The 24,930-nt window shown below is 60.8% G+C and carries 21 protein-coding genes; 12 read left to right on the top strand and 9 right to left on the bottom strand.

What is annotated here, in order from left to right; all coding sequences use genetic code 11:
• Positions 1 to 5: 5 nt before the first annotated feature.
• The 3 genes from IEW18_RS09620 to IEW18_RS09610 all read left to right on the top strand — a co-directional run bounded on the left by IEW18_RS09620 (position 6) and on the right by IEW18_RS09610 (position 3,281).
• Positions 6 to 1,226 carry a 3-deoxy-D-manno-octulosonic acid transferase gene (locus IEW18_RS09620; protein WP_229728675.1) on the top strand — a complete coding sequence of 407 codons (1,221 nt, stop codon included), beginning with the start codon at positions 6 to 8 and terminating at the stop codon, positions 1,224 to 1,226.
• Positions 1,227 to 1,340: 114 nt separating this feature from the next.
• On the top strand, positions 1,341 to 2,267 hold the full coding sequence (gene rsgA / locus IEW18_RS09615) for a ribosome small subunit-dependent GTPase A (protein ID WP_188557620.1): 927 nt from the start codon (positions 1,341 to 1,343) through the stop codon (positions 2,265 to 2,267).
• 90 nt (positions 2,268 to 2,357) lie between these two features.
• A complete protein-coding gene (locus tag IEW18_RS09610) occupies positions 2,358 to 3,281 on the top strand; it encodes an NAD(P)-dependent oxidoreductase (protein WP_373285718.1) in 924 nt (307 codons plus the stop codon).
• A gap of 231 nt (positions 3,282 to 3,512) precedes the next feature.
• On the opposite strand, the gene IEW18_RS09605 is transcribed toward IEW18_RS09610, so the two are convergent.
• Entirely contained in the window at positions 3,513 to 4,166 is a 654-nt protein-coding gene (locus tag IEW18_RS09605; protein ID WP_188557619.1) for a fasciclin domain-containing protein, read from the bottom strand.
• A gap of 196 nt (positions 4,167 to 4,362) precedes the next feature.
• Between IEW18_RS09605 and IEW18_RS09600 the strand changes: the two genes are divergently transcribed.
• The 3 genes from IEW18_RS09600 to IEW18_RS09590 all read left to right on the top strand — a co-directional run bounded on the left by IEW18_RS09600 (position 4,363) and on the right by IEW18_RS09590 (position 6,893).
• Positions 4,363 to 4,821, top strand: coding sequence for a peptidylprolyl isomerase (locus tag IEW18_RS09600; protein WP_188557618.1), 459 nt, complete (start codon positions 4,363 to 4,365; stop codon positions 4,819 to 4,821).
• A 259-nt stretch (positions 4,822 to 5,080) separates the two neighbouring features.
• Positions 5,081 to 6,442, top strand: a complete 1,362-nt coding sequence (locus IEW18_RS09595; protein ID WP_188557617.1) for a dicarboxylate/amino acid:cation symporter — start codon at positions 5,081 to 5,083, stop codon at positions 6,440 to 6,442.
• A 184-nt stretch (positions 6,443 to 6,626) separates the two neighbouring features.
• Positions 6,627 to 6,893, top strand: coding sequence for a hypothetical protein (locus tag IEW18_RS09590; protein ID WP_188557616.1), 267 nt, complete (start codon positions 6,627 to 6,629; stop codon positions 6,891 to 6,893).
• A 137-nt stretch (positions 6,894 to 7,030) separates the two neighbouring features.
• Here the strand turns inward: IEW18_RS09590 and IEW18_RS09585 are convergent, their stop codons facing one another.
• Positions 7,031 to 8,557 carry a sigma 54-interacting transcriptional regulator gene (locus IEW18_RS09585; protein ID WP_188557615.1) on the bottom strand — a complete coding sequence of 509 codons (1,527 nt, stop codon included), beginning with the start codon at positions 8,555 to 8,557 and terminating at the stop codon, positions 7,031 to 7,033.
• Positions 8,558 to 8,795: 238 nt separating this feature from the next.
• Between IEW18_RS09585 and IEW18_RS09580 the strand changes: the two genes are divergently transcribed.
• The gene (locus IEW18_RS09580) at positions 8,796 to 9,491 is read left to right on the top strand and encodes a 2'-5' RNA ligase family protein (RefSeq protein ID WP_188557614.1); all 696 of its coding nucleotides are present in this window, start codon (positions 8,796 to 8,798) and stop codon (positions 9,489 to 9,491) included.
• Between the two features lie 29 nt (positions 9,492 to 9,520).
• Here IEW18_RS09580 and IEW18_RS09575 read toward each other — a convergent pair whose 3' ends face one another.
• Positions 9,521 to 10,993 carry a TlpA family protein disulfide reductase gene (locus IEW18_RS09575; RefSeq protein ID WP_188557613.1) on the bottom strand — a complete coding sequence of 491 codons (1,473 nt, stop codon included), beginning with the start codon at positions 10,991 to 10,993 and terminating at the stop codon, positions 9,521 to 9,523.
• A gap of 210 nt (positions 10,994 to 11,203) precedes the next feature.
• Here IEW18_RS09575 and IEW18_RS09570 point away from each other — a divergent pair, with 210 nt between their 5' ends.
• Both IEW18_RS09570 and IEW18_RS09565 read left to right on the top strand, forming a co-directional pair.
• Positions 11,204 to 13,504 (top strand): PAS domain-containing sensor histidine kinase, encoded by a 2,301-nt coding sequence (locus tag IEW18_RS09570; protein ID WP_188557612.1) that lies wholly within the window; start codon positions 11,204 to 11,206, stop codon positions 13,502 to 13,504.
• Between the two features lie 60 nt (positions 13,505 to 13,564).
• A complete protein-coding gene (locus IEW18_RS09565) occupies positions 13,565 to 13,978 on the top strand; it encodes a response regulator (RefSeq protein ID WP_188557611.1) in 414 nt (137 codons plus the stop codon).
• A gap of 108 nt (positions 13,979 to 14,086) precedes the next feature.
• On the opposite strand, the gene IEW18_RS09560 is transcribed toward IEW18_RS09565, so the two are convergent.
• Complete coding sequence (locus tag IEW18_RS09560) at positions 14,087 to 15,193, bottom strand: vWA domain-containing protein (protein ID WP_188557610.1); 1,107 nt, start codon at positions 15,191 to 15,193, stop codon at positions 14,087 to 14,089.
• 165 nt (positions 15,194 to 15,358) lie between these two features.
• Between IEW18_RS09560 and IEW18_RS09555 the strand changes: the two genes are divergently transcribed.
• The gene (locus IEW18_RS09555; protein WP_188557609.1) at positions 15,359 to 15,640 is read left to right on the top strand and encodes a DUF427 domain-containing protein; all 282 of its coding nucleotides are present in this window, start codon (positions 15,359 to 15,361) and stop codon (positions 15,638 to 15,640) included.
• 229 nt (positions 15,641 to 15,869) lie between these two features.
• Complete coding sequence (locus IEW18_RS09550) at positions 15,870 to 16,535, top strand: hypothetical protein (protein ID WP_188557608.1); 666 nt, start codon at positions 15,870 to 15,872, stop codon at positions 16,533 to 16,535.
• Positions 16,536 to 16,605: 70 nt separating this feature from the next.
• On the opposite strand, the gene IEW18_RS09545 is transcribed toward IEW18_RS09550, so the two are convergent.
• Both IEW18_RS09545 and IEW18_RS09540 read right to left on the bottom strand, forming a co-directional pair.
• Positions 16,606 to 17,586: an acyl-ACP desaturase gene (locus IEW18_RS09545; RefSeq protein ID WP_188557607.1), complete on the bottom strand. Its 981-nt coding sequence runs from the start codon at positions 17,584 to 17,586 to the stop codon at positions 16,606 to 16,608.
• 109 nt (positions 17,587 to 17,695) lie between these two features.
• On the bottom strand, positions 17,696 to 19,435 hold the full coding sequence (locus IEW18_RS09540) for a hypothetical protein (RefSeq protein WP_188557606.1): 1,740 nt from the start codon (positions 19,433 to 19,435) through the stop codon (positions 17,696 to 17,698).
• Between the two features lie 281 nt (positions 19,436 to 19,716).
• Between IEW18_RS09540 and IEW18_RS09535 the strand changes: the two genes are divergently transcribed.
• Entirely contained in the window at positions 19,717 to 21,402 is a 1,686-nt protein-coding gene (locus IEW18_RS09535; protein ID WP_188557605.1) for an ArnT family glycosyltransferase, read from the top strand.
• On the opposite strand, the gene IEW18_RS09530 is transcribed toward IEW18_RS09535, so the two are convergent.
• The 3 genes from IEW18_RS09530 to IEW18_RS09520 form a co-directional block, all read right to left on the bottom strand.
• The gene (locus IEW18_RS09530; protein WP_188557604.1) at positions 21,399 to 22,307 is read right to left on the bottom strand and encodes a glycosyltransferase; all 909 of its coding nucleotides are present in this window, start codon (positions 22,305 to 22,307) and stop codon (positions 21,399 to 21,401) included. The two genes, IEW18_RS09535 and IEW18_RS09530, sit on opposite strands and share 4 nt — an antisense overlap.
• 213 nt (positions 22,308 to 22,520) lie before the next feature.
• Positions 22,521 to 23,816 (bottom strand): MATE family efflux transporter, encoded by a 1,296-nt coding sequence (locus tag IEW18_RS09525; RefSeq protein WP_188557603.1) that lies wholly within the window; start codon positions 23,814 to 23,816, stop codon positions 22,521 to 22,523.
• A 60-nt stretch (positions 23,817 to 23,876) separates the two neighbouring features.
• Positions 23,877 to 24,881, bottom strand: coding sequence for a hypothetical protein (locus IEW18_RS09520; RefSeq protein WP_188557602.1), 1,005 nt, complete (start codon positions 24,879 to 24,881; stop codon positions 23,877 to 23,879).
• Between the last annotated feature and the right edge of the window lie 49 nt (positions 24,882 to 24,930).

Below are 24,930 nucleotides of genomic sequence, written 5' to 3'. Positions count from 1 at the left end.
TGCCCTTGTACGCGCTGCTCCTGCGGCTGGTAGCCCCCTTCGTGCCGAAGGCGGCGCAGTGGGTGCAGGGCCGGCGCAACTTGCTGCCGCATATTCAGGAGGCGCTGCGCCACGAAACGGCCCCCCTGGCTTGGTTTCACTGCGCCTCCCTGGGTGAGTTTGAGCAGGGCCGCCCCCTGATGGAAGCCTACGTGGCCCGTCACCCCGGCCACAAAATCGTGCTGACGTTCTTTTCGCCCTCAGGCTACGAGGTGCGCAAGAACTGGCCCGGCGCGGCCTACGTGTTTTACCTACCCCTAGATACGGCCGAGCACGCCCGCACTTTCCTGGACGCCGTGCACCCTACGCTGGCCGTGTTTGTGAAGTACGAGTTCTGGTATTATTTCCTGACTGAGCTGCGGCGCCGGGGCATTCCTGCTATTTGCGTTTCGGCTATTTTCCGGCCGGAACAGGCTTTTTTCCAGCCCTGGGGAGGCTTTTTCCGCCGCATCCTCAGCCGCTTCACTCACATCTTTACCCAGAATCAGGCCTCCGTGGACTTGTTGCGCCGGGCCGGTATAGCCCACGCCAGCGTGGCCGGCGACACCCGCTTCGATACGGTAGTGCGCACGGCCTCGGCCCCGCCCCGCGCCCTGCCGCTGGTGGATGCCTTCACCGACGATTGGGCCCCAGTCTTTATCATTGGCAGCAGCTGGCCCGAGGATATGCCCGCGCTTACGCCCCTGCTGCACCAGTACGCCGATCAGCTGCGCTTCATCGTGGCCCCGCATGAAATCAGCGAAACCAACCTGCGCTTGGTGGAGCACGCCCTGCCCGGTCGGGTGGTGCGCTACTCCCAGGCTACGGGCGCTACCGTGGCCGAAAGCCGCGTTTTGCTGATGGATAACGTGGGCCTGCTCAGCCAGTTGTACCGGTTTGGGCACTACGCCTACATTGGCGGGGCCTTTGGCAAAGGGCTGCACAACACGCTGGAAGCTGCTGCTTTTGGCCTTCCACTGTTCTTTGGGCCTACGTACTACAAGTTTCAGGAAGCTCAGGACTTGGTGGAGCTTGGGTGCGCCTTCCCAATTTCCTCCGCCGATGAGTTACTCACGGCCTTTGGGCCGCTCTACCACCGCGAGGAAGCCCGCCTGACGGTCCAGGACCTGAGCCTAGACTACGTGCACGACCACAGCGGCGCCACCGGCAAAATCATGAGCTGGTTAGATAGTGAAGTGGTGGGATAGTAAAATGGCGAGTGTACTGTTCGGCAGCCCATACCTGCCGGCTAAAACATCAACTCACCATTTCACCATCTCACTTCCCAAACTCACACCCTCCTTCCCCCACACCCTAGCAATATGACCGGAATCATCGTTAAATCTACGGGCTCATGGTATATCGTGCGCGAAACGGCTACCGGCCAGCTGCACCGCTGCCGGCTGCGGGGCAAATTCAAGCACAAGGGCCTGAAAGTGAGCAACCCGCTGGCCGTGGGTGACCAGGTAGATTTTACGGTGGAGGAGCAGACGGAAGGTGCGGGGGTGATTCATCATATTGAGCCGCGGCGCAACTACATTATCCGCCGCTCGGTGCACAAGGCCGAGCACGCCCACATTGTGGCCGCCAACCTCGACCAGGCTTTGCTGGTGGTAACGCTGGCCTCACCGGCTACCTCTTTCGGGTTCATCGACCGATTTCTGGTGACGGCCGAGGCCTACAGCATCCCCGTGACGCTGCTGTTCAACAAAACCGACCTCTACGACGAAGATCTGGCTGATTATCAGGAGCAGATTCTGATGATGTACCAGCGGGTAGGCTACCCCGGCCTGCGCTGCTCGGCGCACACCGGCGAAGGGGTAGCGGCCATTGACGCGCTGCTGGACGGCAAAGTATCCCTGCTGTCGGGCCACTCGGGGGTAGGAAAAAGCACGCTGATCAACGTGCTGGTGCCGGACCTGGACCTAAAAACAGCCGAAATCAGCGAGTTTTCCGACAAGGGTGTGCACACTACTACCTTCGCCGAAATGCTGGAAGTACGGCCCGGCACCTACCTCATCGACACGCCCGGCATCAAGGAGCTGGGGCTGGTGGATATGAAGCCGGGCGAGCTGGCCCACTTCTTCCCCGAAATGCGCGCCCTGCTCAACCAGTGCCGCTACCACAACTGCCAGCACCTGCACGAGCCCGGTTGCGCCGTGCGCGAGGCCGTGGACAAGGGCAAAATTGCCCTCCCGCGCTACGACAGCTACGTGAGCATGCTGGAAGGCGACGACAACCGGAAGTAAGTGGCGGGAGGCAAAATTGTGCAGTAGTGCAGCTGGGTTCCTCCTCCGGGGTGCTGCTTCGCGTAGAATCCTGGTTCGGCCTATAGAAGGCTGATTAGGTTTAGAACTCCACCTTTCACTAGTACACCTTTGACACAACATACCATTGCCTTTCTGGGCCTGGGCAGCATGGGCCAGGCCATGGCCGCGAACCTGCTCAAGGCCGGGCACCGCCTGCGCGTGTACAACCGCACCGCCAGCAAAGCCGAGCCCCTGCGGCAGCAGGGCGCCACTATAGCGGCTACCCCGGCTGAAGCCGTGCAAGACGCGGAGTTCGTGTTTACCATGGTAACCGATGACGCCGCCCTGCAGGAGCTGTGCCTCGGCCCGAATGGGTTTCTCTCCGCCTTGCCCCAGGGAGCCATTCACGCCTCGTGCAGCACCGTGGCCCCCGATACCAACCGCCGCTTGGCCCAGGAGCACGCCCGCCACGGCAGCCACCTGGTAGCCACGCCCGTGTTTGGCAAGCCTGATGTAGCGGCGGCCGGCAAACTCTGGCTGGCCGTAGCGGGCGAAGCCAGTGCCCGCGAGAAAATTAAGCCGGTGCTGGAGGCCTTGGGGCAGGGCACCCATGATTTTGGGGATGACGCTGGCGCGGCCTCCGTGGTTAAGCTCTGCGGCAACTTTATGCTGGGCGCGGCCATTGAAGCCATGGCCGAAGCCTTTACGCTGGCCCAAAAAAGCGGCCTCGACCGGCAGCAGGTGTACGAGTTCTTTACCTCTACCCTGTTCAACACGCCCATCTACAAAAGCTATGGCAAGCTCATTGCCGAGCGCCACTACCAGCCCGTGGGCGCCCCGCCGGCCATCATTCGCAAAGACCTGCGCCTGGTTCTCGACGAGGCCCGCACCCGCGTCGTGCCCATGCCTTTCGCCAACATCATCCACGACCACCTTTCCACCAGCGTTGCCAAGGGCGAGCAAAACGATTGGGCTGGTTTTGCCGAGCGCGTAACCGAGGGCGCAGGGCTATGAGGTCGTAGATGGTGAGAAAGTTGTTGTCATGCTGAGCAACGCAAAGGACCTAATCACGCGGGAACGAATCGTTGGTTCGAGGCCACGCTGGCGTGATTAGGTTCTTCGTGAAGCTTAGGATGACAGTTCTCCTTTTTTACCGGCTTAACCATCACTTCGCTTGACTACCATCCGCAAAAAAGCCCGGCTGAAGCAGCCGGGCCTTTTTAACCAATCAGGAAAGAATAGTGGCTAGCTGGCCGGGGCCAGGGGCAGCAATACGCCGTCGATGACGTGGGTCACGCCATTGCTGGAAATAACGTCAGGAGTCTGCACGCTCACGGGGGCATCCTTGCCGTTGCTGATCATTACTTTGCCGTTCTGCACCGAAACCTTGATTTTCTCGCCGTTCACCGTGGTTAGCTCCTGTCCGTCGCGCAGGTCCTGGGCCAGCAGGCGGCCCTGAATTACGTGGTAGGTCAGCACGCCCTTGAGCTTTTCTTTGCTTTCGGGCTTCATCAGGCCGGCCAAAGCGCCGTTGGGCAGCTTGTCGAAGGCAGCGTTGGTAGGCGCGAATACGGTGAAAGGGCCGGTGCCGCTCAGGGTTTCATCGAGGCCGGCAGCCTTCACGGCTTTTACCAGGGTAGTCACGCTGCTGGCCTGCACGGCATTCTGCACGATGGTTTTGTCCGGCGTCATCGGTACGCCGTCCACCAGGACACCTTCGGCCTTACCCATGCGGGCGGAGTCAGACATCATGGCCGCCGAATCGACGGTGGTAGCCATGGAGTTGGTAGTGGTGGTCGTTTCGGTGGTTTGGTTGTTGTCGCCGCAGCTGCTGAGGCCGAAGCTCAGCATGCCCGCCGATAGTAAGGTGAGCGTAGCAAGGCGCATAGTCTTGTTCATATGACGCGAAACAGGAGTTTGGGAGAGGTAGGAAAGTGCGGGTTCTGGTTGAGCTAGGCAACCAGTGGTATGCTTACGCACCAAAGCCGTAGCTGGATGCTTAGCCGCCCCCAAAATGGCTACCTTTACTTCCGCAAACCATACCCGCCGTGCCGCCAGGCGCGTATACGGGCCCATTCCACCTACTATTTACCCGATGAAAACTGCCGAAATCCACACCAACAAAGGCGTGATGAAAGTGGAGTTCTACGAACAGGATGCTCCCAACACCGTGAAAAATTTCACCGACCTGGCCCAGAAAGGGTTTTATGACGGCCTGAAATTCCACCGCGTTATTCCCAACTTCGTGATTCAGGGTGGCTGCCCCAACTCCCGCGACGGCGCCAAAGGCACGCCCGGCACCGGTGGCCCCGGCTACAAGATTGACTGCGAGCTGACTGGCAACAACCAGTACCACGAGCGCGGCGCCCTGAGCATGGCCCACGCCGGCCGCAACACGGGCGGCTCCCAGTTCTTCATCGTGCACGACCGTCAGAACACTGCCCACCTCGACCGGAACCATACCGTGTTCGGTAAAGTGGTCGACGGCCTGGATATCATCGACCAGATCAAGGCCAACGACACCATCGAGAAAATTGTGGTGAACGAAGCCTAATTCTCTGGCTTGCTCGCGTAACTAAAAAGGGCCACCTAGTGCATAGGTGGCCCTTTTCTTTATCCTTTTGCTTGTAGCAGCGGTTAACCAGTAACTCAAAGCCCTTGCTATAGAGCCGGAGCCGAACCATCGGTTCCGCTCTGCCTCGGGAGTTACTGTGTCACGGTGCCCAGCCCGCCGCTTACCATCAGGCGCTTATCCTTCCGGCTTAGGCTTTACTTATTCCGGAGCAAAAGGCCGCTTCCGGCCTGCTTACCCTATGAAAAAACTCGCATCCAACCTTACGTTTCAGGTACTCACGGCCATTGCCCTGGGCGTACTCGTGGGGGCGCTGTTCCCCCAATTCGGAGCCGCCCTCAAGCCCGTCGGCGACACGTTTATCAACCTGATTAAGATGCTCATTGCCCCCATCATCTTCCTGACGGTGGTGCTGGGCATTGGCGGAATGGGTGATTTGAAGAAGGTAGGCCGGGTGGGCGGCAAGGCGCTGCTCTACTTTGAAATTGTCACGACCCTGGCCCTGATCATCGGGGTTACGGCGGCCAATCTGGCCCGGCCCGGCGTGGGTATCGATGCCCGGGCGTCGGTAGTAACGCAGAGCGCGGCGCAGGCGGCCGAAGCCTCCAAATACACAACCCAGGCCACAGCGGACGGGGGCATGAACTGGGTTGACTTCTTTACGCACATGGTGCCCCACAGCTTGGTTGGGGCGTTTGCCGAGGGCGAGGTGCTGCAAGTATTGCTGATTGCCGTGCTGTTCGGGCTGGCCGTAAGCCGCATTCCGCGGGAGTTCGGGGAGCCGCTCATGCGCACCTTCGACCGGCTTTCCCACGTCTTGTTCGGGGTGCTGGCCCTGGTGATGAAGCTGGCGCCCATTGGCGCGTTTGGGGGCATGGCCTTTACCATTGGCAAGTACGGGCTGCACGCGCTACTACCCCTGGGCAAGCTAATGCTGGTGGTGTACCTGACCATGTTCCTGTTTGTGTTCGGGGTACTGAACGCCATTATGCGCTTTTACGGGCTGAGCTTGTGGCGCTTTCTGGGCTTTATCAAGGAGGAAATCCTGCTGGTGCTGGGCACGTCGTCTTCGGAGTCAGCCCTGCCGCGCATGATTGACAAGCTGGAGCGTTACGGCTGTTCCCGCTCGGTAGCGGGCCTGGTAATTCCTACGGGCTACTCCTTTAACCTCGATGGCACGTCTATTTACTTGTCTATAGCGGCTATTTTCCTAGCCCAGGCCTTTACTATCCACCTCTCCCTTACCCAGGAAATTTCCCTGATTGGCATCTTGATGCTGACCAGCAAAGGCGCGGCCGGCGTGACGGGCTCGGGCTTTATTGTGCTGGCTTCTACCCTAGCGGCCACCCGCGTTATTCCGGTGGAAGGCGTGGCCCTATTGCTGGGCGTAGACCGGTTTATGTCGGAGGCCCGCGCCATTACCAACGTCATCGGCAACGGGGTAGCTACGCTGGTCATTGCCAAAAGCGAAAACGAGTTTGACGAAGACCGCCACCAGTTGGCCTTGCAAGGCCGGGCCGTTCCGGCGGCGCAGGAACCCGAAGCTGCTACTCTGCTACCTCAGGTAGAAGTTCCCACTGAGCCGGCTACTCCTCATTCTTGAGCCAGCCCATTACTAAGGAACCCGCAGCCGCAAGCGGTAACTTCAGGCAATTATTCTGCAGTCCTGGCTGCCACATTAAAGTCGTAAGCTTCAGCTTAGCAAGCTCAGCATAAATAACTCATCCTTAACAACTTATTAAACATATTCGTACCACCAGCAACTTTCACGTAATTAATTACCTGCTATGTTGCTGTCCAAACACCTGCGCTTACACGCCATTCTGCTGCTTTTGCCTTTGGGCATGAGCTGCTCCATAATCAAGAACAATGAAACCAGCTCTGCCGACCCTCAGATTCGGGAGTTGGAACAACGGGTAGCCGACCAGAAACGAGTTGCTCAGGAAGCGGAGCTTCGCGCCAAAAGCGAAAAGCAGGAACTCAAGGCCCGGGAGCTACGCCTAAAATCCTTGAAGAGCGAAGCCAAGGCCCGCCAAGTAGCCGCCGGGAGCTAACGCTAGCCTGCACGCGCCCGTACCACTTGCCCCAACGCACGCCAGAGGGTCGAGCAGTCAGGTTTTCTGGCCAAAACGAAAAGCCCCGCGCACCTTTCGGTACGCGGGGCTTTTTTGTGTCAGGACTACCCAACAGGCTACCGGCGGCGGCCGCGCTGGGGCTTTTCGTCCTCGTCCTCGTCGTCATCCTCGCCGAAGCTGGGCATGGTGAACATGCTGCTGAGCAGGTCCTTGAACTGGGCCCCGGCGGTGAGGCGGTTTCTGGAAATCAGGCTGTACTCGGAGAGGCCGTGGAGCAGGAATTCCATCAGGAAGTAAGTGGTTTCCTCGTCCTCGTTGGGGTGCAACTCCTTCACGATGTCGCGCAGGCCGGGCACTTGGTCGAGGGCGGCGCGGTAGTCTTTGGTGGACGCGTCGTGGAGCATGTCCACGGTGTGGCCGCTGCCAAACCACTCCTGCACCGTTTTGTAGGGCGAGGGGCGGCCTTTCAGCTTTTTGGCTTTGTCGGGGTCAGGAAAGTAGTTCAGGAACAGGGTGCGTACGGCCTTGCCCATAAGCTTTTCGGCCACGATGCCCGCGCCTTCCTGCTCGCCTTCGTACACCAACTCCACCTTGCCTGTAATGGCGGGCACGGCCGAAATAAAGTCGCCGACGCGCACGTAGGTATTCTTTTCGCCATTGATGAGGGCGCGGCGCTCGGCCCCGGCCACTACCTGCTCGTAGGCCGAGATGGTGAGGCGGGCCGACACGCCCGACTTAGCATCCACGAACTCGGAGCCGCGGGCCTCTACGGCTACCTGCTCCACCAAATCGTGCACAATTTCGTTGCTGGTCACCATGCCCTTCTGCTCCTCCCGAATGCGGGCTTCCTGCTTGGTGATGCGCTTGCCGATTTCGATGGATTTCGGGTAATGGGTGATAATCTGGGCGTCGATACGGTCCTTGAGGGGCGTCACGATGGAGCCGCGGTTGGTGTAATCCTCGGGGTTGGCCGTGAACACGAATTGCAGGTCCAGGGGTAGACGCACCTTGAACCCACGAATCTGAATGTCACCTTCCTGCAGAATATTGAACAATGACACCTGAATGCGGGCCTGCAAGTCGGGCAGCTCGTTAATCACGAAAATGCCGCGGTGGGCCCTGGGAATCAGGCCGAAGTGAATCACTCGCTCATCAGAATACGGCAGCTTCAGGGTAGCGGCCTTGATGGGGTCGGCGTCGCCGATCAGGTCGGCCACCGACACGTCGGGGGTTGCCAGCTTCTCGGTGTAGCGGTCGTCGCGGTGCAGCCAGGTGACGGGCGTATCGTCGCCGCGTTCGGCAATCAGGTTCTTGGCGAAAACCGACAGGGGCTGCAAGGGGTCGTCATTCAGCTCCGAGCCTTCGATTACGGGAATAAACTCGTCGAGCAAGCCTACCAACAGGCGGGCAATGCGGGTTTTGGCCTGGCCGCGCAAGCCCAGCAGGTTGATGTGGTGGCCGGCCAGAATGGCCCGCTGGAGTTCGGGAATGACCGTTTCCTCGTAGCCATAAATGCCGGGAAACACGTCTTCCTTGCTTTGCAGTTTAGTAATCAGATTGTCGCGCAGCTCCTGCTTCACGGAGCGGGGCTGATAGCCGGATTTCTTCAGGGCACCGAGGGTGCGGATGTCGGGTTGCGTCATACGGGGAGTGAATTACCGGCCACCCTGCGGAATCCGGACTAGTGGCAGTTCGGTTCAGGTGGCGGAGGTAGTAGTATAACTAGGAAGCGGGGCGGTTGGTTCGGGAAGAAAATTATGGGCTATGCGTGCGGCTGTATTTTCGGGGGTAGGCTGCGTGCGAAAAACGGCTACCCCGCTTACGCAGAAAAGGCGGGCAACCGCTTGGCACCGTTCCATCATTCCCTTACCCTTATCTGCTATGAGCTTAGAAGAGCACTACAACGCCATGCGTACGGCCGCCATGGGGCAGCTCCTGCACGATGGGGCAGCGCTTGACCAGCTTCTGAACGCGCCGGAGCAAGACGCCCGCCGGGGCCTTACTCTGCTGGCGCGTCCTCCGGCCGGCATTACAACCCGCATTGCCGCTGTGCTGGCCGATTTGCGGCGCGCCGAGCCCGATCAGTATTACTACCCCGCCCCTGACATTCACCTTACCATTCTCTCGATTATCTCCTGCTACAGCGGGTTTTCCCTGGCGCTTATCAACTCAGCGGATTACCGAGAGCTGGTCGGTAGTATTCTGCGCGGGGTGGGCCCATTCCGCATCCGCTACGCCGGCCTGACGGCTTCTGCGGGCAGTATTATGGTGCAGGGTTTTCCCGAAGACGACAGCCTGGAAGAGTTGCGCAACGAGCTGCGGGTAGGGTTTCGGCGCTCTGGCTTGTTGCAGTCCATTGACCAGCGCTACGCCCTGCGCACGGCCCACTCCACGGTAGTACGCTTCACGGCGCCGCTTCGCAACCCAGCCCACCTAGTAGCCCTACTGCAGCAGGAACAGCAAACACCTATTGGCTCATTTGAAGTAGATACCCTGGAGCTGGTGTTCAATGATTGGTACCAGCGGGCAGCCAACACCGTGCCACTGGGCCAGTACCACCTACCCTATTATTCTTAGCCACCATCCTGTCCGGCTCCTGCCGCAGCTCAAGGCTTTTGCGCCAAAGCCTGCTCCAGAGCCTGCATTGTCTCCGTTCCGGCGGAAGGCCGGGGCGCCGCCCCGCGCCAGATGCGGCCGTCGCGCCCGATAATCCAGTAGCTCGGGAAGGCCGTTACGCCGTACGCCGAGGAGGCCTGGTACCCACCGGGGTCGAGCAGGTGGACGCTACCTGGACCGGTAAGCGGGTACTTGGCTAGGGCCTGCTGCCAGTCGGCGGCTTTGCGGTCCACGGAGATATACAGGAAAACTACGTCGCGACCCATAAACTGCTTTTTCAGCTTCACGGCGGCCGGAGCTTCGGCCAAGCAGGGGGCGCAGCTGCTGTACCAGAAATCGAGGTAGATGACCTTGCCCCGGAAGTCGGCCAGCGTCACGGTTTGGCCGCGGGCGTCGCGCAAGGCAAAGCCTGGGGCCGGCTGGCCGGCCTGTAAGCCGCCCGTTACGCGCCAGGCGTGGCGCACACTGCGCACGTACGTGGAGTCATGGGTACGGGCCAGGTAAGTGGGCAGCACGGCCCCTACTGCCGCGCGGCTGGTCGGAAAATCGTAGAGCTGCCTCAACAGCATTTCCCCAATTACCTGGTCGCGCAGGGTAGTTTCGCCCAGGTGGGCTGTAGCAGGCGCGTAAAGCTGATCCGGGAGGTTGGGCGCCAGGGCCAGCCGATCGGAGGGCGGCAGCAGAAACACGTAACTGTAGGCCCCGTGGAAGAAGGCTAAAGTTTGAGCGAACGTGGGGCGGGCGGCAAACAGGCCCTGCGCGGGTAAGGGTAGAGTTTGCAGGAAATCGAAGTAACCGGCGGGCAGCTCGGGCTCCCGCTGGGCCAGGCCTTTACGGTGGCCCACGTAGCGCAACACCGAAAGCCCGCGCTGCAATTCCAGCAGTTGCCGGCGCAAGGCCACCAGTTCCGCGGGCAGGGGCTGCCGGGCCTGCCAGGCCGCTAGGGTATCGAGCTGGCGCTGATGGTAGGCGTCGGCCTGCTGCCGGAACTCGGCGGGGGGTAGGGCTGCGTGCACGTTTTCGGGTAGTTCCCCAAAGTTGTAGTCAAAATGGCGCTGGGCCTGGGTGAGGTAGTTGTTGGCGTGGGCCCCGCGCCCCCGGAAGCGCAGGGTGGCAAGCAGCTGCTGCCGGTCGGCGGTCAGCTCCAGGGAGTCGCCGGGGCTGAGGTACACCGTCAGCGCATCACCCATAGCCAGCTGAGCGTCGATGGGCCCAGTGAGGCCGGTCAGACGGACTTCAAACGAGCCATCGGGCGCTACCGGAAATTTCTGCTGCCCGCGCTCGGCCGGGCCCGGCAGCTTGCGCCAGATCCGCACGGTATCGTAAGGGGCAGCGTGGAGAAGCCGGCCGCGCAGCACCGCGGTAGTAGGAGCCGCTACGGCCACGGGCGCGGCCAGGGGCAACAAGGTGCGGGGGGTAGCACAGCCGCTTAACACGAATACTACTGGCATCAGATATTTCATACAGACAGGATAGCAAAATCGGCGTTAAGGTAGCACCGCGCCCCGCACCGCTGGCTAACTAACTGAGGATGTGCCTGCTAATTTACGCTAGACTGAACCTTACACAGCCCGCGCTAACCCGAGCACAGGCCTGGAGCGGCGGTTGTCTATGGTAGTAATATCTTTAGCCTTCTGCTACCTTGCTTCCCCTCATCTCAGCCTTCGCCTTCCGTGCCAGACCAACCCGTGGATTACCAGGCAGCTTTTGAGGCTCTGCCGGGCAGCTTTGTACTGGTAGAGCCTAACGCTCCTGACTATGCAATTCTGGCTATCAGCAGTGACCTACTTAAGCTGACGGCCCAGGCCCGGCCGCAAGTGCTTGGCCACAGCGTATTTACGGTGTACCCCAAAACCCCGGACGCCCCCACAGCTGCCGGTTTATCAGCACTGCGAACGTCCCTGCAAAACGCGGCGCACACCCGGCAGCCCGACCAGATGCCCGTTGTGCGTTACAAGGTGCGCAATACGGCGGGGGTGCTTGAGACCCGCTACTGGTCCGGCCTCACCAAACCGCTGCTGAATGCCGCCGGACAGGTACACCACCTACTGCACACCATACAGGATGTTACCGAACGGGTGCGGGAGCAGGACCAGCAGCGGGAGCTGCGCAAGATTGAGAAAACCTACGGGCTGTTTTTGCAGGCTCCGGTAGCCGTTTGCATTCTCACGGGGCCGGAAAACACGATTGAGCTGGCCAACGATGAGATGCACCGTTTCTGGGGCACTACCCCGGCCGTAACGGGCCAACCGTTGTTCACGGCCCTACCCCAAGCTCGGGAGTACGGCTTTGCCGAGCTGCTGGAGCAAGTGCGCAATACCGGACAATCATACTTCGGCACCGAGTATCCGGTGCAGTTTGCGGGGCCCGAGCAGCCGGTGCAGTACTACAACTTCACCTACCAGGCGTACTTCGAAAACTCCACTGACACAGCGGCGGCTGGCGTTTTCTGCGTGGCGCACAACGTGACAAAGCAGGTAGTGGCGCGGCAGCAGGTGGAGGAAAGCGAGCGGCGGGTTCGCTCTTTGGTAGATAGCGCGCCCTTCCCAATTAGCGTGCACGTAGGCCAGAACCTGCGCATACAGTCGGCCAACCAGGCCATGCTGCAGGCCTGGGGGAAAGGTGCCGATGTGCTGGGCCGGCCATTTGCCGAGGTGTTGCCCGAATTTGAGGGGCAGGAAGTCTTTGCTCAAATGGCCCAAGTGTTTTCTACTGGCCAGCCGTTCGGCGTTCGTAATCAACGGATAGAAGTTGTTATTGCAGGGGCACCCCAGACCTTTTACTACCACTATAACTTCACGCCTCTGCTCAACCCCGATGGCAGCGTCTACGGCATCGTGAACACCGGGGCCGACGTGACGGACCTGATGCTGGCCCGCCAGCGCATTGAGGAGTACGCCGTGGAGCTGCAGGAAAGCGAGGAGCGGTTTCGCATTATGGCCGACGCGGCGCCCAACCAGGTTTGGGCCGTGCACCCCGATTCTTCTATTCGCTACGTGAACCGAGCCTTTCTGGAGTTTGTGGGCGTTAGCCTGGAGGAGTACTTGCGGGTAGGCTGGGCCAGCTACCTCTACCCTGAGGAGATGGAGTACGCCCAGCATATCCTGACCGAAGCCATCAGCCGCCAAACCATCTACCGATTTGAGCACCGCATGCGGCGCCACGACGGGCAGTACCGGTGGTTGCTAGCCCAGGGGGCACCCAGCTACTACCCCAACGGCGAGCTGTACGGCTACGTGGGTTCGGCCATTGATATTACGGACCTCAAGCAAATGAACGAGCAGTTGGTGCAAACCAACAACGACCTAGACAACTTCGTATACACCGCTTCCCACGACTTAAAGGCCCCCATTTACAATATTGAGGGATTGCTGCACGCCCTGTTGCAGACGCTGCCCCCCGACACCCGGCACTCGGGGCAGGTGCAGCACCTCGCCGACATGATGCAGGAGTCTGTGGACCGCTTCACCAAAACCATCGCCAACCTTACGGACATCGTTAAGCTACAAAAGGAAAATAGCGAGGAAGCCGTTATGGTGGAGCTGGCCAGCGTACTGCAGGACGTGTGCCTAGACCTAGAGCCGCTGCGCGCTAGCGCGGCCGGCCGCTTTGTCAGCACAATTCCGGCGGAGCTGGCCATCCGGTTTTCGACAAAAAACTTACGTTCCGTGCTCTATAATCTGCTGAGCAATTCCTTGAAATACGGGGCCCCGGATCGGCCGCCGCTGGTCCGCATTGCCTGCGAACTTACCCCAGCGTACCACGTCCTGACTGTGGCCGACAATGGCCTGGGCATTGAGCAGGAGCATCAGGAACAACTTTTTAGCATGTTCCGCCGGTTTCATAACCACGTTGAGGGCAGCGGCATTGGGCTGTACATGGTCAAGAAAATGGTAGAAAATGCCGGCGGGAAAATCTCCGTAACCAGCCAAACCGGGGTAGGTTCTACTTTTCAGGTCTATTTTCGGCATTAACCGGGTGCACTAGGCTTCCGGACTAGGAGTAGTTACTTGCAGCATAATTCATACGTACGAATGGATAAGCTTTCCTGCATCTTACTGGTGGACGACGACAAAACCACCAATTTTCTTAATCGGTTGTTACTGGAAAATCTGGGGGTAGCCGACCGGGTGTTGGTGGCAGAAAACGGCCGGGAGGCGCTACGACTCATTGAGCAGAACAGCACCGAGGAAACCTGCCCCGCCCTGATTCTGCTCGACATCAACATGCCTGTGATGAATGGCTTTGACTTTCTGGATGCTTACCAGGACCTTTCCTTTGACCACAAGCAGTCCGTGGTTATTGTGATGCTGACTACCTCTCTTAACCCCCGCGACGTAGCCCGCCTGCAGCAACTGCCCACCAACGGATTTATGAATAAACCCCTAACCAAGAAAATGGTGCACGACGTGCTGAAGGAGCATTTCAACCTGGAGTTTCCGGCCTAGTCCACTATTTTGCCAGCAGTACCCAACCGTATTTCCATGAAAAAGCCGCTAACATGCTACGTTAGCGGCTTTTTCATGGAAATACAATCCGTAAGAGGCCTCAGGCAGTTACACCGATTTGCGGCGGTTGCGCTTGTAGTCTTCAAAAATCAGGTGACCTAGTCCTTTCAGGGAGCTATAGTAAGCTTTGCCCTGGTTTACCTGCGTAAACTCCTCCACGAACTGCTGCAGGTAGGGGTCCGAGGCAATCATGAAGGTAGTAATGGGCACCTTCAGGCGGCGGGCTGCCGCGGCTAGGTTCAAGGTTTTGTTGACCACTTTCCGGTCGAGGCCGAAGGAGTTTTTATAATAGCCGTTGGATTCCTTCAGACAGGTGGGCTTGCCGTCGGTAATCATGAAAATCTGCTTGTTAGGCGTTTTGCGTTTGCGCAGCAGATCCAGAGCCAGCTCCAGGCCAGCCACCGTATTGGTGTGGTAAGGGCCCACTTGCAGATACGGCAGCTCTTTCACCTCAATCTGCCAGGCGTCGTTGCCGAACACAATGACGTCGAGGAAATCCTTGGGGTACTTTTGCTTTACCAGCTCGGCCAAAGCCATGGCTACCTTTTTGGCGGGCGTAATCCGGTCCTCGCCGTACAGAATCATGGAGTGCGAAATGTCGATCATCAGCACCGTGCTAGTCTGCGACTTGTGCTCATTCTCGCGCACCTCCAGGTCGCCTTCCGTCAGCATGAAGTTGTCGCCCTCCATGCCGTGGTTGAGCTGGGCGTTGCGAATAGACTCCGTCATGGAAATCTGGTCCAGGGAGTCGCCGAAGCGGAATTCACGCATGTCGGTGCTTTGCTCATCACCCTGGCCCGTGTGGGGCGTGCGGTGGTTGCCCTGCCCTGACTTCTTGAGCTTGCCGAAGATTTCCTCCAGGGCCGACTTGCGGATGTTCTGTTCGCTTTTGGCCGTGATGTTAAACGCGCCCGGCTCCTGCGGGTCCTCATCGATGTAACCCTTCTTTTTCAGGTCCTCGATAAAGTCGCCCATACCGTAGCCGTCATCGGTAAGGCCGTACTGCTTATCCAGCTCATTTAGCCACGAGAGGGCCTCGCCCACGTCGCCGCTAGTGATGGTGACAAGCTGCATGAATATCTTGAAAAGGGAGTCGAAGCCTTTTTCAGTCGACTCCTCGGGCACGTAGTCCCGAAAACGAAAGCCTGCGGACATATTAAAGGGGAATGAGCTTTCAGAACAACCGTTGGGGTAGCAATGTTCGTTTCTACAGTCGGGGCTGAAAATTACGGAGTTCGAGAAGTGCCCAGAAGCCACTCTCTTACTGCTTTCTCAAGCCCACATATTCACTATTTCACTAAGTCACAATTCGCTGAGTGTATGAGAGCCATCTGGAACAATACGGTTGTAGCCGAAAGCAATGACACCGTAGTAGTAGAAAACAACCATTACTTCCCACCGGAATCCATTAAGCGGGAGTTTTTCGAGGACAGTATTGCGGGTACTACCTGCCCCTGGAAGGGCCGGGCTAGCTACTATTCCCTGCGTGTGAATGGGGAGCTGAACAAAGACGCCGCCTGGTACTATCCTGAGCCCAAGGAAGCCGCCGAGCAAATCAAAGGCCGTGTGGCCTTTTGGAAGGGCGTGCAAGTGGTGTTGTAGTTGCGCTTTTTCAGCTCAACCAGTGCCACTGCAGTTGAGGCGGCGTATCGCTGAACATCAATTTGTTGCTATATTCTTAGTGGGCAGCCCTTTAATCAATATATAATAGAAAAAATACAACTCAATATCTTTACCTTGCGTTTACAAACGCTGAACTCTCCCCGGCGAACCTAGCGTACGGGAAGTCTCGTACGCTACCTCAGGACTATTCCCTAATACCTCTTCTACCATGCTCACTTCTTCTTTCCCTCGTTTGCTGCTGGCTACCGGCGTTGTAGCGGCTTCCCTGACGGCTTGCGACTCGACGCGCCCCGTGGCCAGCGAATCCTCCGCCGAATCAGTTCCGGTTTCCCCTACCGTAGATGAAAGTGATGTAAGCTTTAACCGCGAAGTAACGCAGGGAGACTACCGCTTCACCGTGAAGTCCTACGGCTCGCAGGAGCCCCGGTTTATCAGCATCCGCTCCTACCGCGGGACGGCCCAAACCATTGACCCGCTGCGCGTGGAAGTAAATGGCGCTGTTACCAACGTCGCCTCCGCCGACCTGAACGGCAACGGCAAGCCTGAGCTGTACGTGATGACCGACAACAAGCGCGCCAACGGGGGCCTGTACGCTTTTGAGTTTGCCGAGCGCGGCTACACGCCCATCACGGCTCCTGGCACGCCGGGCGGCAACGCCGGTATGGGCTACTCCGGTCAGGACACTTACCAAATCAGCGGCAACAAGCTGGTACGCACTTTCCCCGTGGCTAGCACATCTACGGCCACCGCTGGTACCACGGCAGGCACTACGGCCGGCTCGACTCCCGCCACTACCACCGGCACGCGCACCGTGGAGTACACCCTCGATAACTCGGGCAAGCTGGTGATGGGCCAATCTATGGACGCCAAGTAGTCGTCTCTAGCCTTCATAAAAAAGCCTCCGCAATTGCTTGCGGAGGCTTTTTTGGTGCAGTAGCGCTACCCTACTCAATCCACTTGAACTTGTACTCAAGACGAGGAATGGGCATGCGGTCGGCAACGCGGCGCAGGCGGTTGGGCAGAGCCATAATGTATTCGCGGGCTTTCTCGGCGGCGCCGTTCAGGCCGGTAATCTGGTCAATTCGCCAGGTAGCAATCAGCCCTTCGAGAATATCGGTGTAGTCCTGGCTGGTGTACACGCCCAGGCGCTGCGCGGCATCGGTGAAGTGACCGAAGGTTTTACCCATTTCCACGCCCATTTCGCGCATGTAGTGGGCCGGCATCACAATTTTCTTGCGCATCATGTCCTCGAAGGCCAGCATCATCTGGGAGGGGTCGACTTCGAAAATCTTCTCCACGAAGCCCTGATACACGCGAGCGTGGCGGGTTTCGTCGCCGGCAATCATGCCGCAGATTTTCGAGAGCTGGTCGTCGCCGGCTTTGCGCGAGAGGGTGCCCACGCGGCGGTGTGAAAGGTTGGTAGCCGCTTCCTGGTAGCTGGTGTACACAAAGGCGCGGTAGGGGTCATGCGCCGTGCCCAGGTCGAAGCCGTCGGCAATCAGGTGCTGGGTGCTGACCTCAAACTCGCGCATGTTCACGCGGCCACAGAGGTAGAGGTAGCGGTTGAGCAGGTCGCCGTGGCGGTTTTCCTCGGCCGTCCAGCCCCGAATCCACTGGGCCCAGCCGTTGTCATGGTCCCGGTTCAGGTCGTCGAGCTGATGAAACCAAGCCTCGTAATTGGGCAGGGCTTCTTCGGTAATCGTATCGCCGATAAGGACGGCCAACAGGTCGTAGCTCAGGCCTTTGGCCCGCTCACGGAGCAGCTTTACTTCGTCGAAAAAGTTCTCCTGGCGCGGATCAGGCAGAAAATCCGAAGGTTGCCAGCTGGTCTCCACGCTTTTGAGAAAGGAGCCAATATTTTCTTTTACATAGGGCTCCATATGCTGGAGCACTTCCGCTCGGGAGGTTACGGAGTCAGTAATCATGGCAACGGGTGGTGAAGGGAGTAATATGCAAAGTCAAAGGTATAGTACTCCTACCCCACCGTAGTCGGAATAAGTCCCGCAGCACCTATAAAATTTTGGCTTCGGGGCTTTATTGCGAAAATTTTGTACGCATTACGTAAAGCTGAGCTTTTGCCTGGCGCTTGCTACCCGGCTCCACAGGAAATAATTGCATAACGGGCTGCCCGGGCCGCCGCTCCAGCGTAAGCTGCCGATTGAGCAGGGCTGCGCCTTCTATTGTGAGCACCCAGGCCACATCGGGCCGCCTGCCCAGTCGCCGCAGAGCCTCGGTGAAGTTGCGCGTACCGGTAAGGTAGTAAAGCAGAACCGTTTGGGCGGGGTGCAGGGTCTGCCAGCCAGCTACCGACATGATTCGGGGCCCGTGAGCCAGCACAAAAGAATACTCGCGCGCTGGCGGATGCCCCTCGGTAAATGGCGACTCCGACTTGTAGGTTTCCTCCAGCGCATCCGTAACGACCACCTTAGCCCTGCCAGTTCGCCTTACATGCAGTAGCTCATGCCCCCGTTGCGGGGCCGACAAGGCCAGGCGCTGATCGGGGGAAAGGATGGCCGAACCGGCGAGCAGGGGTTGCCGCTCCAGGCGGTTGCGCAGCTGCTCCCGGGCCAGCACGCCGCTGCGGTGCCAGGTTTTGTAGCCATAAGGCACGGCCGCTACCACCAGCGCCAGCAGCAACGTTTGCGGGGCGCTCCGGGGTAGTACGGCCGCCGGCACGCGAAGCAGAAATACCAGGTTGCTGAGCACCCAGAAATCCAGCAGGGGCAGCGCCAGCCGGGGCGGCAGCTTCAGCACCGTGCCTAGGCCCAGGGTAAGTCCCAGGTACGCCAGTTGCGCGGCCCAGAATTGCCAGCCGCCGGCTTTCTGCTTGTAAACCAGCCCCCAAGTAGCCAGCACGAGCAGCAGCAGCGGGAAATAGTCGCGCGCTAGTTGAATCAGTACGCTGCCCAGCTTGCCGGGGGCCGTGTGCAGCAGAAAATACGCGGGCCGAAAGGGCGCGGCGCGGGCAAAAAACGCTTCGTTGATTAGAGTGGAGTCGGCCAGCAGCCAATGGCGGGCGGCGGCCAGGCCCAGGCTGTCCCGGGGCGCTAAGGGGTGCAACGGCGGGGCGGCAAGCTGAAAATCGTTGAGGTTGGACTTGAGCACATCCAGGCGACGGAAGGTGGCGGCGGCCGGGCTCCAGGTCAGGTTCAGCCAGAGGGCGCCTACCACGGCCCAGGCCCCTACCCCCACCAGCAGCGGCAAACTTCGGCGGCCCGCCAACCACCACGCGCCGGGCAACGCCACCACCACGCCCAGCAGCGCCGCGCTCGGCCGAATCAGCCAAGCCAACCCGAAGGCCAGCAGCCCCACCGCCAGCGCCCGGCGGGCCGGAGCCCGCTGGGCCGCAAACAACAACCCCGCCCCGGCCAGCAGCACCGGCACCCGCGCGTAGTTAAACCAGAAGCTATGCTCCAGCCAGGCTACCCCCCAGAACAGCACGACGAATGCCAGCCCCCACCAGCGCCCCGCGTGCCCCCGCAACAGCCGGCGCAGCACCGCAACCACCAGCACAGTAGCCAGATACAGCAGTCCATACAAGGTACAGGCGTACCACGGCTGGTAGGGCGCGGCGGCGTACAGGCGGCTCCACAAGGCGGCGTAGCCGTGGAAGTACAGGTGCAGATCGGTTACGGGGGTGGCGGCCGTAGTGCCGCGCAACAGCTCTATAATCGTTAGGTCGTCATTCGTTTCGAAGTAGCAGCCCAGCAGCAGGCCACTACCCAACAAGAGCAGGAGCGGCAAACCCAGCACGTAAAGACGGCGCAGCATCATGGCCCGCAAGGTAGTGGGCAGATGGGGAAGTGGGGAAATAAGAAAGTTGCGAAGTGGTGATTGAGGGCGTTGTCAGGGCGAGCAGCGCGACGCCAGCCGTCTTGGCCAGCGTGCTACCCCTCAGGATGGAACCAGTCTTTAATCTCTGCCAAGGCGAGAGGCTGGTTACGTTTCTGAGCTTATACCAGAGGAGAGGACGGGGCGGCGGCGTGGCTCCTCGCCAGAATACTGCACAGATTCACTGCTCTGCAACTTCCCCATCAGCCTACTACCTTGCCTTGGTGAACCGCCTGACTTCCCGCCTGCCCGACTGGACCCTGCTGCTGGTGGTAGGGCTGACCGTAGCCTACTTCCTGCTTACCCACGAAGGCCTCTACGCCCTCGATGACTATTTCTACGCTCGCTACGCCCACCAACTGCTCACGGGCACCTTCCGGGTGGAGCCCGACCCGCTGGGGCTCCTGCACGATCCGCTGAAGGAGCGGCCGCTGATTTTTGGGCCGGTGGCTGTGTGCTACGCGTTGTTTGGGCTGAACATCCTCAGCACCACCCTGTGGCCCCTGCTGGCTACGCTGGGCTGCGCGGTGCTCATCTGGCGCCTGTACCGCCGGCGGGAGCCGCTGGTGGCGGCCGCAGCCATGCTACTGCTGGGGCTGCACTACTTCACCCTCAACCTAACCAACTACCTCTACCCCGATAACATCCTGATGTTCTGGTGCCTGGCCGGCGCCGGCACCTTGCTGCGGGGCCGGGAGCCGGGGCGGGCAGCGGGCCGGTGGGGGGCGGGGTTTGCCGCGCTTTCCTTCGCGGCCCTGCTGAGCAAGGAAACCATTGTGTACTACCTGCCCTTCTACCTCGGCGTGCTAGGTTGGGATGCTTATAAGCGCCGGCACGGGCGGTTTTGGGGGGTGGCGCTGGCTACCGGCGCCGGCCTGCTGGCCGCTTACCTGGGCTTCTACCAGTATTACACGCACGATGCCCTCTACCGCATCCATTTGATTGAGCAGACCAACCAGTTTTTGCAGGAAGGAAACTACCTGGCCGGCAACCGGGCGGCCCTGCTCAGTCGCGTAACCTGGCAGCCCCTGGCCTTTTTCGTGGGGGCTGGCCTGGGCCTGATGCTGATGCTAGCCGCCGTGGCCGTGGGCCGCCCCACACCCCTTGCAGCGGCAGAAACCGGACCGGCTGCCCCGCCGGCCGAGGCCCCGGACCGGCGGTTCTGGCTGCTGCTGGCCCTGAGTACGCTGCTGCTTTACTGGGTAGGGAGCACCTCACTTAGCCAGTACAATCCCATCAGCTTGCTCCCGCGCATGACTACTCCCCTGCTCCCGCCCCTGGCCCTGGCCGCGGGCTTCGGGTTGCGCACGGTAGTGCAGCGGACCGGCTGGTGGGCCATAGCAACGGGGTTAGTATGGCTCCTAGCCGCTGCCTGGCTGCGCAATGCCGCTGCGGTTCTTTACGCCCTTCCCGGCCTGTATGTGTTGCTCCTAGGAGTAGGCGCCAGCCGGCCCTGGTGGCCCGCCCGCCTCCGGGCCGGCACCCCCGGGCTAACTGCCCTGACGGTGCTCGTGCTGGCGGGCGCCTTGGCTATTCGGCCGTTGTATTTTATGCGCAAGCCTTCCGTTTCAGGGCACTTTGCCCAGGACCGTCTCATCCGGCAGCACCTGCAGGCGCCCGCCCAAGGGGTGGTTTTTGTGGATGATTACCTAATTGGCAACTACGACTTTTACTACGGTTTCCGTCCGCCCGCTGGCTTGCACTACCGCCGCTACTGGGCCCGCGACTCAGTGCAGCTGGCCCCGGGCCAGCACGCCTGGCTTTTGCTCAACCGTGCTACCCTCAGCAACGATGAGCTTACCCGCAAGCTTATCCGCTACTCCCCCGACTCGGTGCTGAGCTGGTACCCCCGCCGCCGGCTAGTGGCCGAGGACGGGCCGGTAGCGTTGTTCGACGTATCCGGGTTTTAGCAGGCCCGGGCCAGCAGCCAGTCCAGGGGGCGCACGTCGCGCAGCTCCCGCAGCAGTTGGTACAGTTCCCGGGCCTCGGGGCGGTTGCGGTGCCGGATAGCCTGGCGCATTTCCCAACGTACGCGCACGGCCAGGGCCGCCCGCTCCTGCTCCGTGCGGCACAGGGCCAGCGCCTTGCGGCACACCCGGATGGTGGAGGCCAGGTAGGGGTCGTGGGGGCGGTAGCCTTTGCGCGACATGGACTGCGGGTGCAGACGTTTCTGGGTGGTTACTTCGAGCAGTAAGTGAAACTCCCAGTTGCGGCTGGCCCGAACCCAGAAATCGAAGTCTTCATAGGCCAGGCTCTCGTCGTAGCCGCCCAGCTCCTCCAGCACGGTGCGGCGCATGGTCATGGTGGGAGTGCTAATGAAATAGCGGGCCAGCACCTCGGCGAAGACCAGGCCGGAAGCGGGCTGCGGGTGCAATTGCCCGCTTGCGTCGCGGCGGAAGTGGTAGCGCACGTGCTGGCCGGCCTCGTCAATGAGCTCGGCATCGGAATACACCATGCCGCAGCGGGGCCCAACCTGCGCAAACTGCCGGACCTGCTGACTGATACGCTCCGGCAGCAGCACGTCATCGGTGGCGAAATCCAGCAAAAACTCTCCTTTCGATAGTCGAAACCCGTGGTTGAAAGCCCGGCAGTTGCCCACGTTTTCCGGGAGCAGGTATAGCTGCCAGCTAGGGTGCGCGGCGGCGTACCGGCGCAGAATGGCCGGACTCTCGTCGGTGCTGGCATCATCCACCAGAATTACCTCCAGGTTGGGGTACGTTTGGGCAGCAATGGAGTCGAGGGCCGCTTCCAGAAACCGGGCGTGGTTGTAGCACAAAGCCACAATGGAGACAAGCGAGGCGGGAGCAGCTGACATGGGACCGGCAAGTTAACAAGTTTGAGCCGTGAAGCGGGGGCAGGGTAATAGCCCGGAAGCGCGCGGAGGTTAGCAGCAGGGCGCTACGCGGGCAACAAAACAACCAGCAGGCGGCTTCTGCGGCAGGACATTCTGCCAAGCCGCAGAGGCCACAGGCAGCAGAGGGCAAGTAGCAGCCAGCGGCTGGTTGAATGCTACTTGACCTCTCCTATGCTACTTGCCCAGCTCCCGTCGGAAAAACCACAGGCACCAGGCCAGGAGCAGGCCATAGCGGGCGGCCTGGGCCAGCGGCGCCCCGAGCAGGCCGTAGGTGGGCAAGAGCAGCGCCAGCAGCAGGGCCAGCACCACGGCCGAAACTGCCTGCACGGCCACATATTGCCCCACCCGCGCCTGGGCCGTGAGCAGAAACAGCAGCACCCAGGTCAGAAACTTCAGCCAGTCGCTGAGCAACTGGGGGCCCAGCAGAAAGTTGGCTTCCACAAAGCGCGCATCGAAGAGCACGGTAAGCAGCCCCCCGCGCAGCAGCCACAGCGCCCCCAGCCCCGCAGCCAGCCCGGGAGCCAGCAGGGCCAGTACCGTGCGCACCAACCGCCGCCGCTCGGCGGGCCGACCGCTCAGGGCCGCCAGGCGGGGGTAGTACACGCTGCTCATCAGGGCCGAAAACACCATGGTGTAGTTGTCGGAGAGCTTGGCCACGGCCTGCCACAAATCGGTGGGCCCCAGCCCAAACTGCCGGATCAGCACCTGGCGCAAGCTGAAATCTACGGCCTTACTGAACAGCAGCACACTCAGGGCCATCAGCAGAAAGCGCCCCAACGCCCGCAGGCCGGCCCAGCTAACCCGGCCCCGCAACGGCGGCAGCAGGCCGGCCCGGTGCGCTACCAGCAGCGCGGGCCCCAGGGTAGCGCCCTGGGCCAGTAAGTAGGCCAGCAGGGCCGCCGGTATCGAGCCGCCTCCAACCAGCACCGCCGCTACCACGGCCGGTCCCAGCAAGCTCAGCAGCACCGTCAGCCCCACGTAGGCCCGCAGCCGTCCCGCCGCCAGCAGCACCGATACCACCAAGGCGTGCCCCGTAAGCAAAGCCAGCCCCATCAGGAGGCCCGCTACCCATCCTAGGCCCATCCCGAACACGGCCACTAAGGGCTGGGGTACCAGAAGCAAGGCCAGGGCCGCCACTGCCAGGGCCGCCAGGTTCAGCACTAAGCCCGCCCCCAGCCAGGCCCGGTAGCGGCCCGAGCCGGCGCGTAGCGGTGCCAGGTATTTTACTACCCCCACGTGTACCCCATCGTTGGGCAGGGTAGTAAACAAGGCCATCAGGTTCTGAAAGTGGGCCAGCAGCGTCAGGCCACCGGGTCCGCCGTACACGGCCAGCAGCTTGTTCAGCACCAAGGCTCCCGCCGTACGCGCCCCCACGGCCACGCCCGAGCCCAGGGAGCCGCGCAGAAAGTGGCCCAGCACGGCCGCGCGGGGCTCAGGCCGGGAATCTGGGGCGGAAGAGGGAGTTGCCATGGCCCGCAAGTTACGCGCCGCAACGGCGTGCCCGACTACCGGCCGCCGAGGCCCGCTACATTACAGAGCCTTGGTAAACGACAGCTTGAGGCTGGCCACGCCCCCCAGGTGGCGCTTAAACTGCAGTAATGATTGATTTAGCCCCGTGGGCAGCGTGGAGGTGCCCAAATCCAGCAGCCGCATGCCGCTGGCCTGGCCAAACGCGTGCAGCCCGGCGTTGAGCAAGACCACGGGGCTCAGAGAGTTGTAGGCTACCGGGCTGGCCGGATAGAAGTTATAGAGCACGTCGGGGCTTACCTGAATGGCCACGGTCAGGGCTGCCCACTCGCCCTGGGCGTCCCTGACCGAAAACAGGAAGTGGTTGCGCGGAAACTTCTGAAACAGCTCCTGCAGCCGCTCCAAGGGCATGGACAAGATCTGGCCTTTTTCTTCCCGGCAGCGGCGCAGAAACTCGTAAGCCAGCGGCAGCAGCAGCGGGGGCTCCTGCTCGAAGCGCAGGCCGTGCCGCTCGCACTTGAGCAGGCGCCGGCGCTCCGAGGGGTGCAGGCCCGCCCGGTAGCTGCGGGTAAGCGGCAGATGCATGTTTATTTCGGCCAGTTCTACGCGGTAGCCCAGTTGGGTGAGCAGGTGCGTGAGCTGGGCGCTGGCCCGGGGCTGGTAGGCAAAGGCGGGGGGGCGCAACGTCAGCTGCCGGATTCCGCGCCCCTGCAGCTGCTCCTGCACCGCCTCCAAAAAAGCCCGCAGTACGGCATCGGATAGCCCGTCGGCGGCTTGTACGGCCCCGAAAGGTGCCTGCCAGGGGCTGCGGGCCTCGGTCTGGTCTTCGCCCTCGAACACTGAAAGCTGAGCTACCGTCTGGCCCACTTCCCTATTTTCCAGAAAAAAATGCAGCGGCTCGCCTGGTGATTTCTGGAGCGCTAGGTGGGCCGGCGTGAGGTAAAGCCACGGCGAATACGCCAAAGGCAACAAGGGCTCCGAGCCTGCTTCCAGCTGCAGCCGAACCGCGTACTGCCCACCGCCAGCGGGCAGCGGCCAGAAAAGAGGAGAGGCAGCAGGAGAAAGCAAAGGCGGCACGGTTAGGGGCAAAACAGCGGGCGAAAGTACAAGGATTTTA

The sequence above is a fragment of the Hymenobacter glacieicola genome, from assembly GCF_014640315.1.
Lineage (GTDB): Bacteria > Bacteroidota > Bacteroidia > Cytophagales > Hymenobacteraceae > Hymenobacter > Hymenobacter glacieicola.
This window is presented reverse-complemented; position numbering and strand designations above follow the sequence as displayed.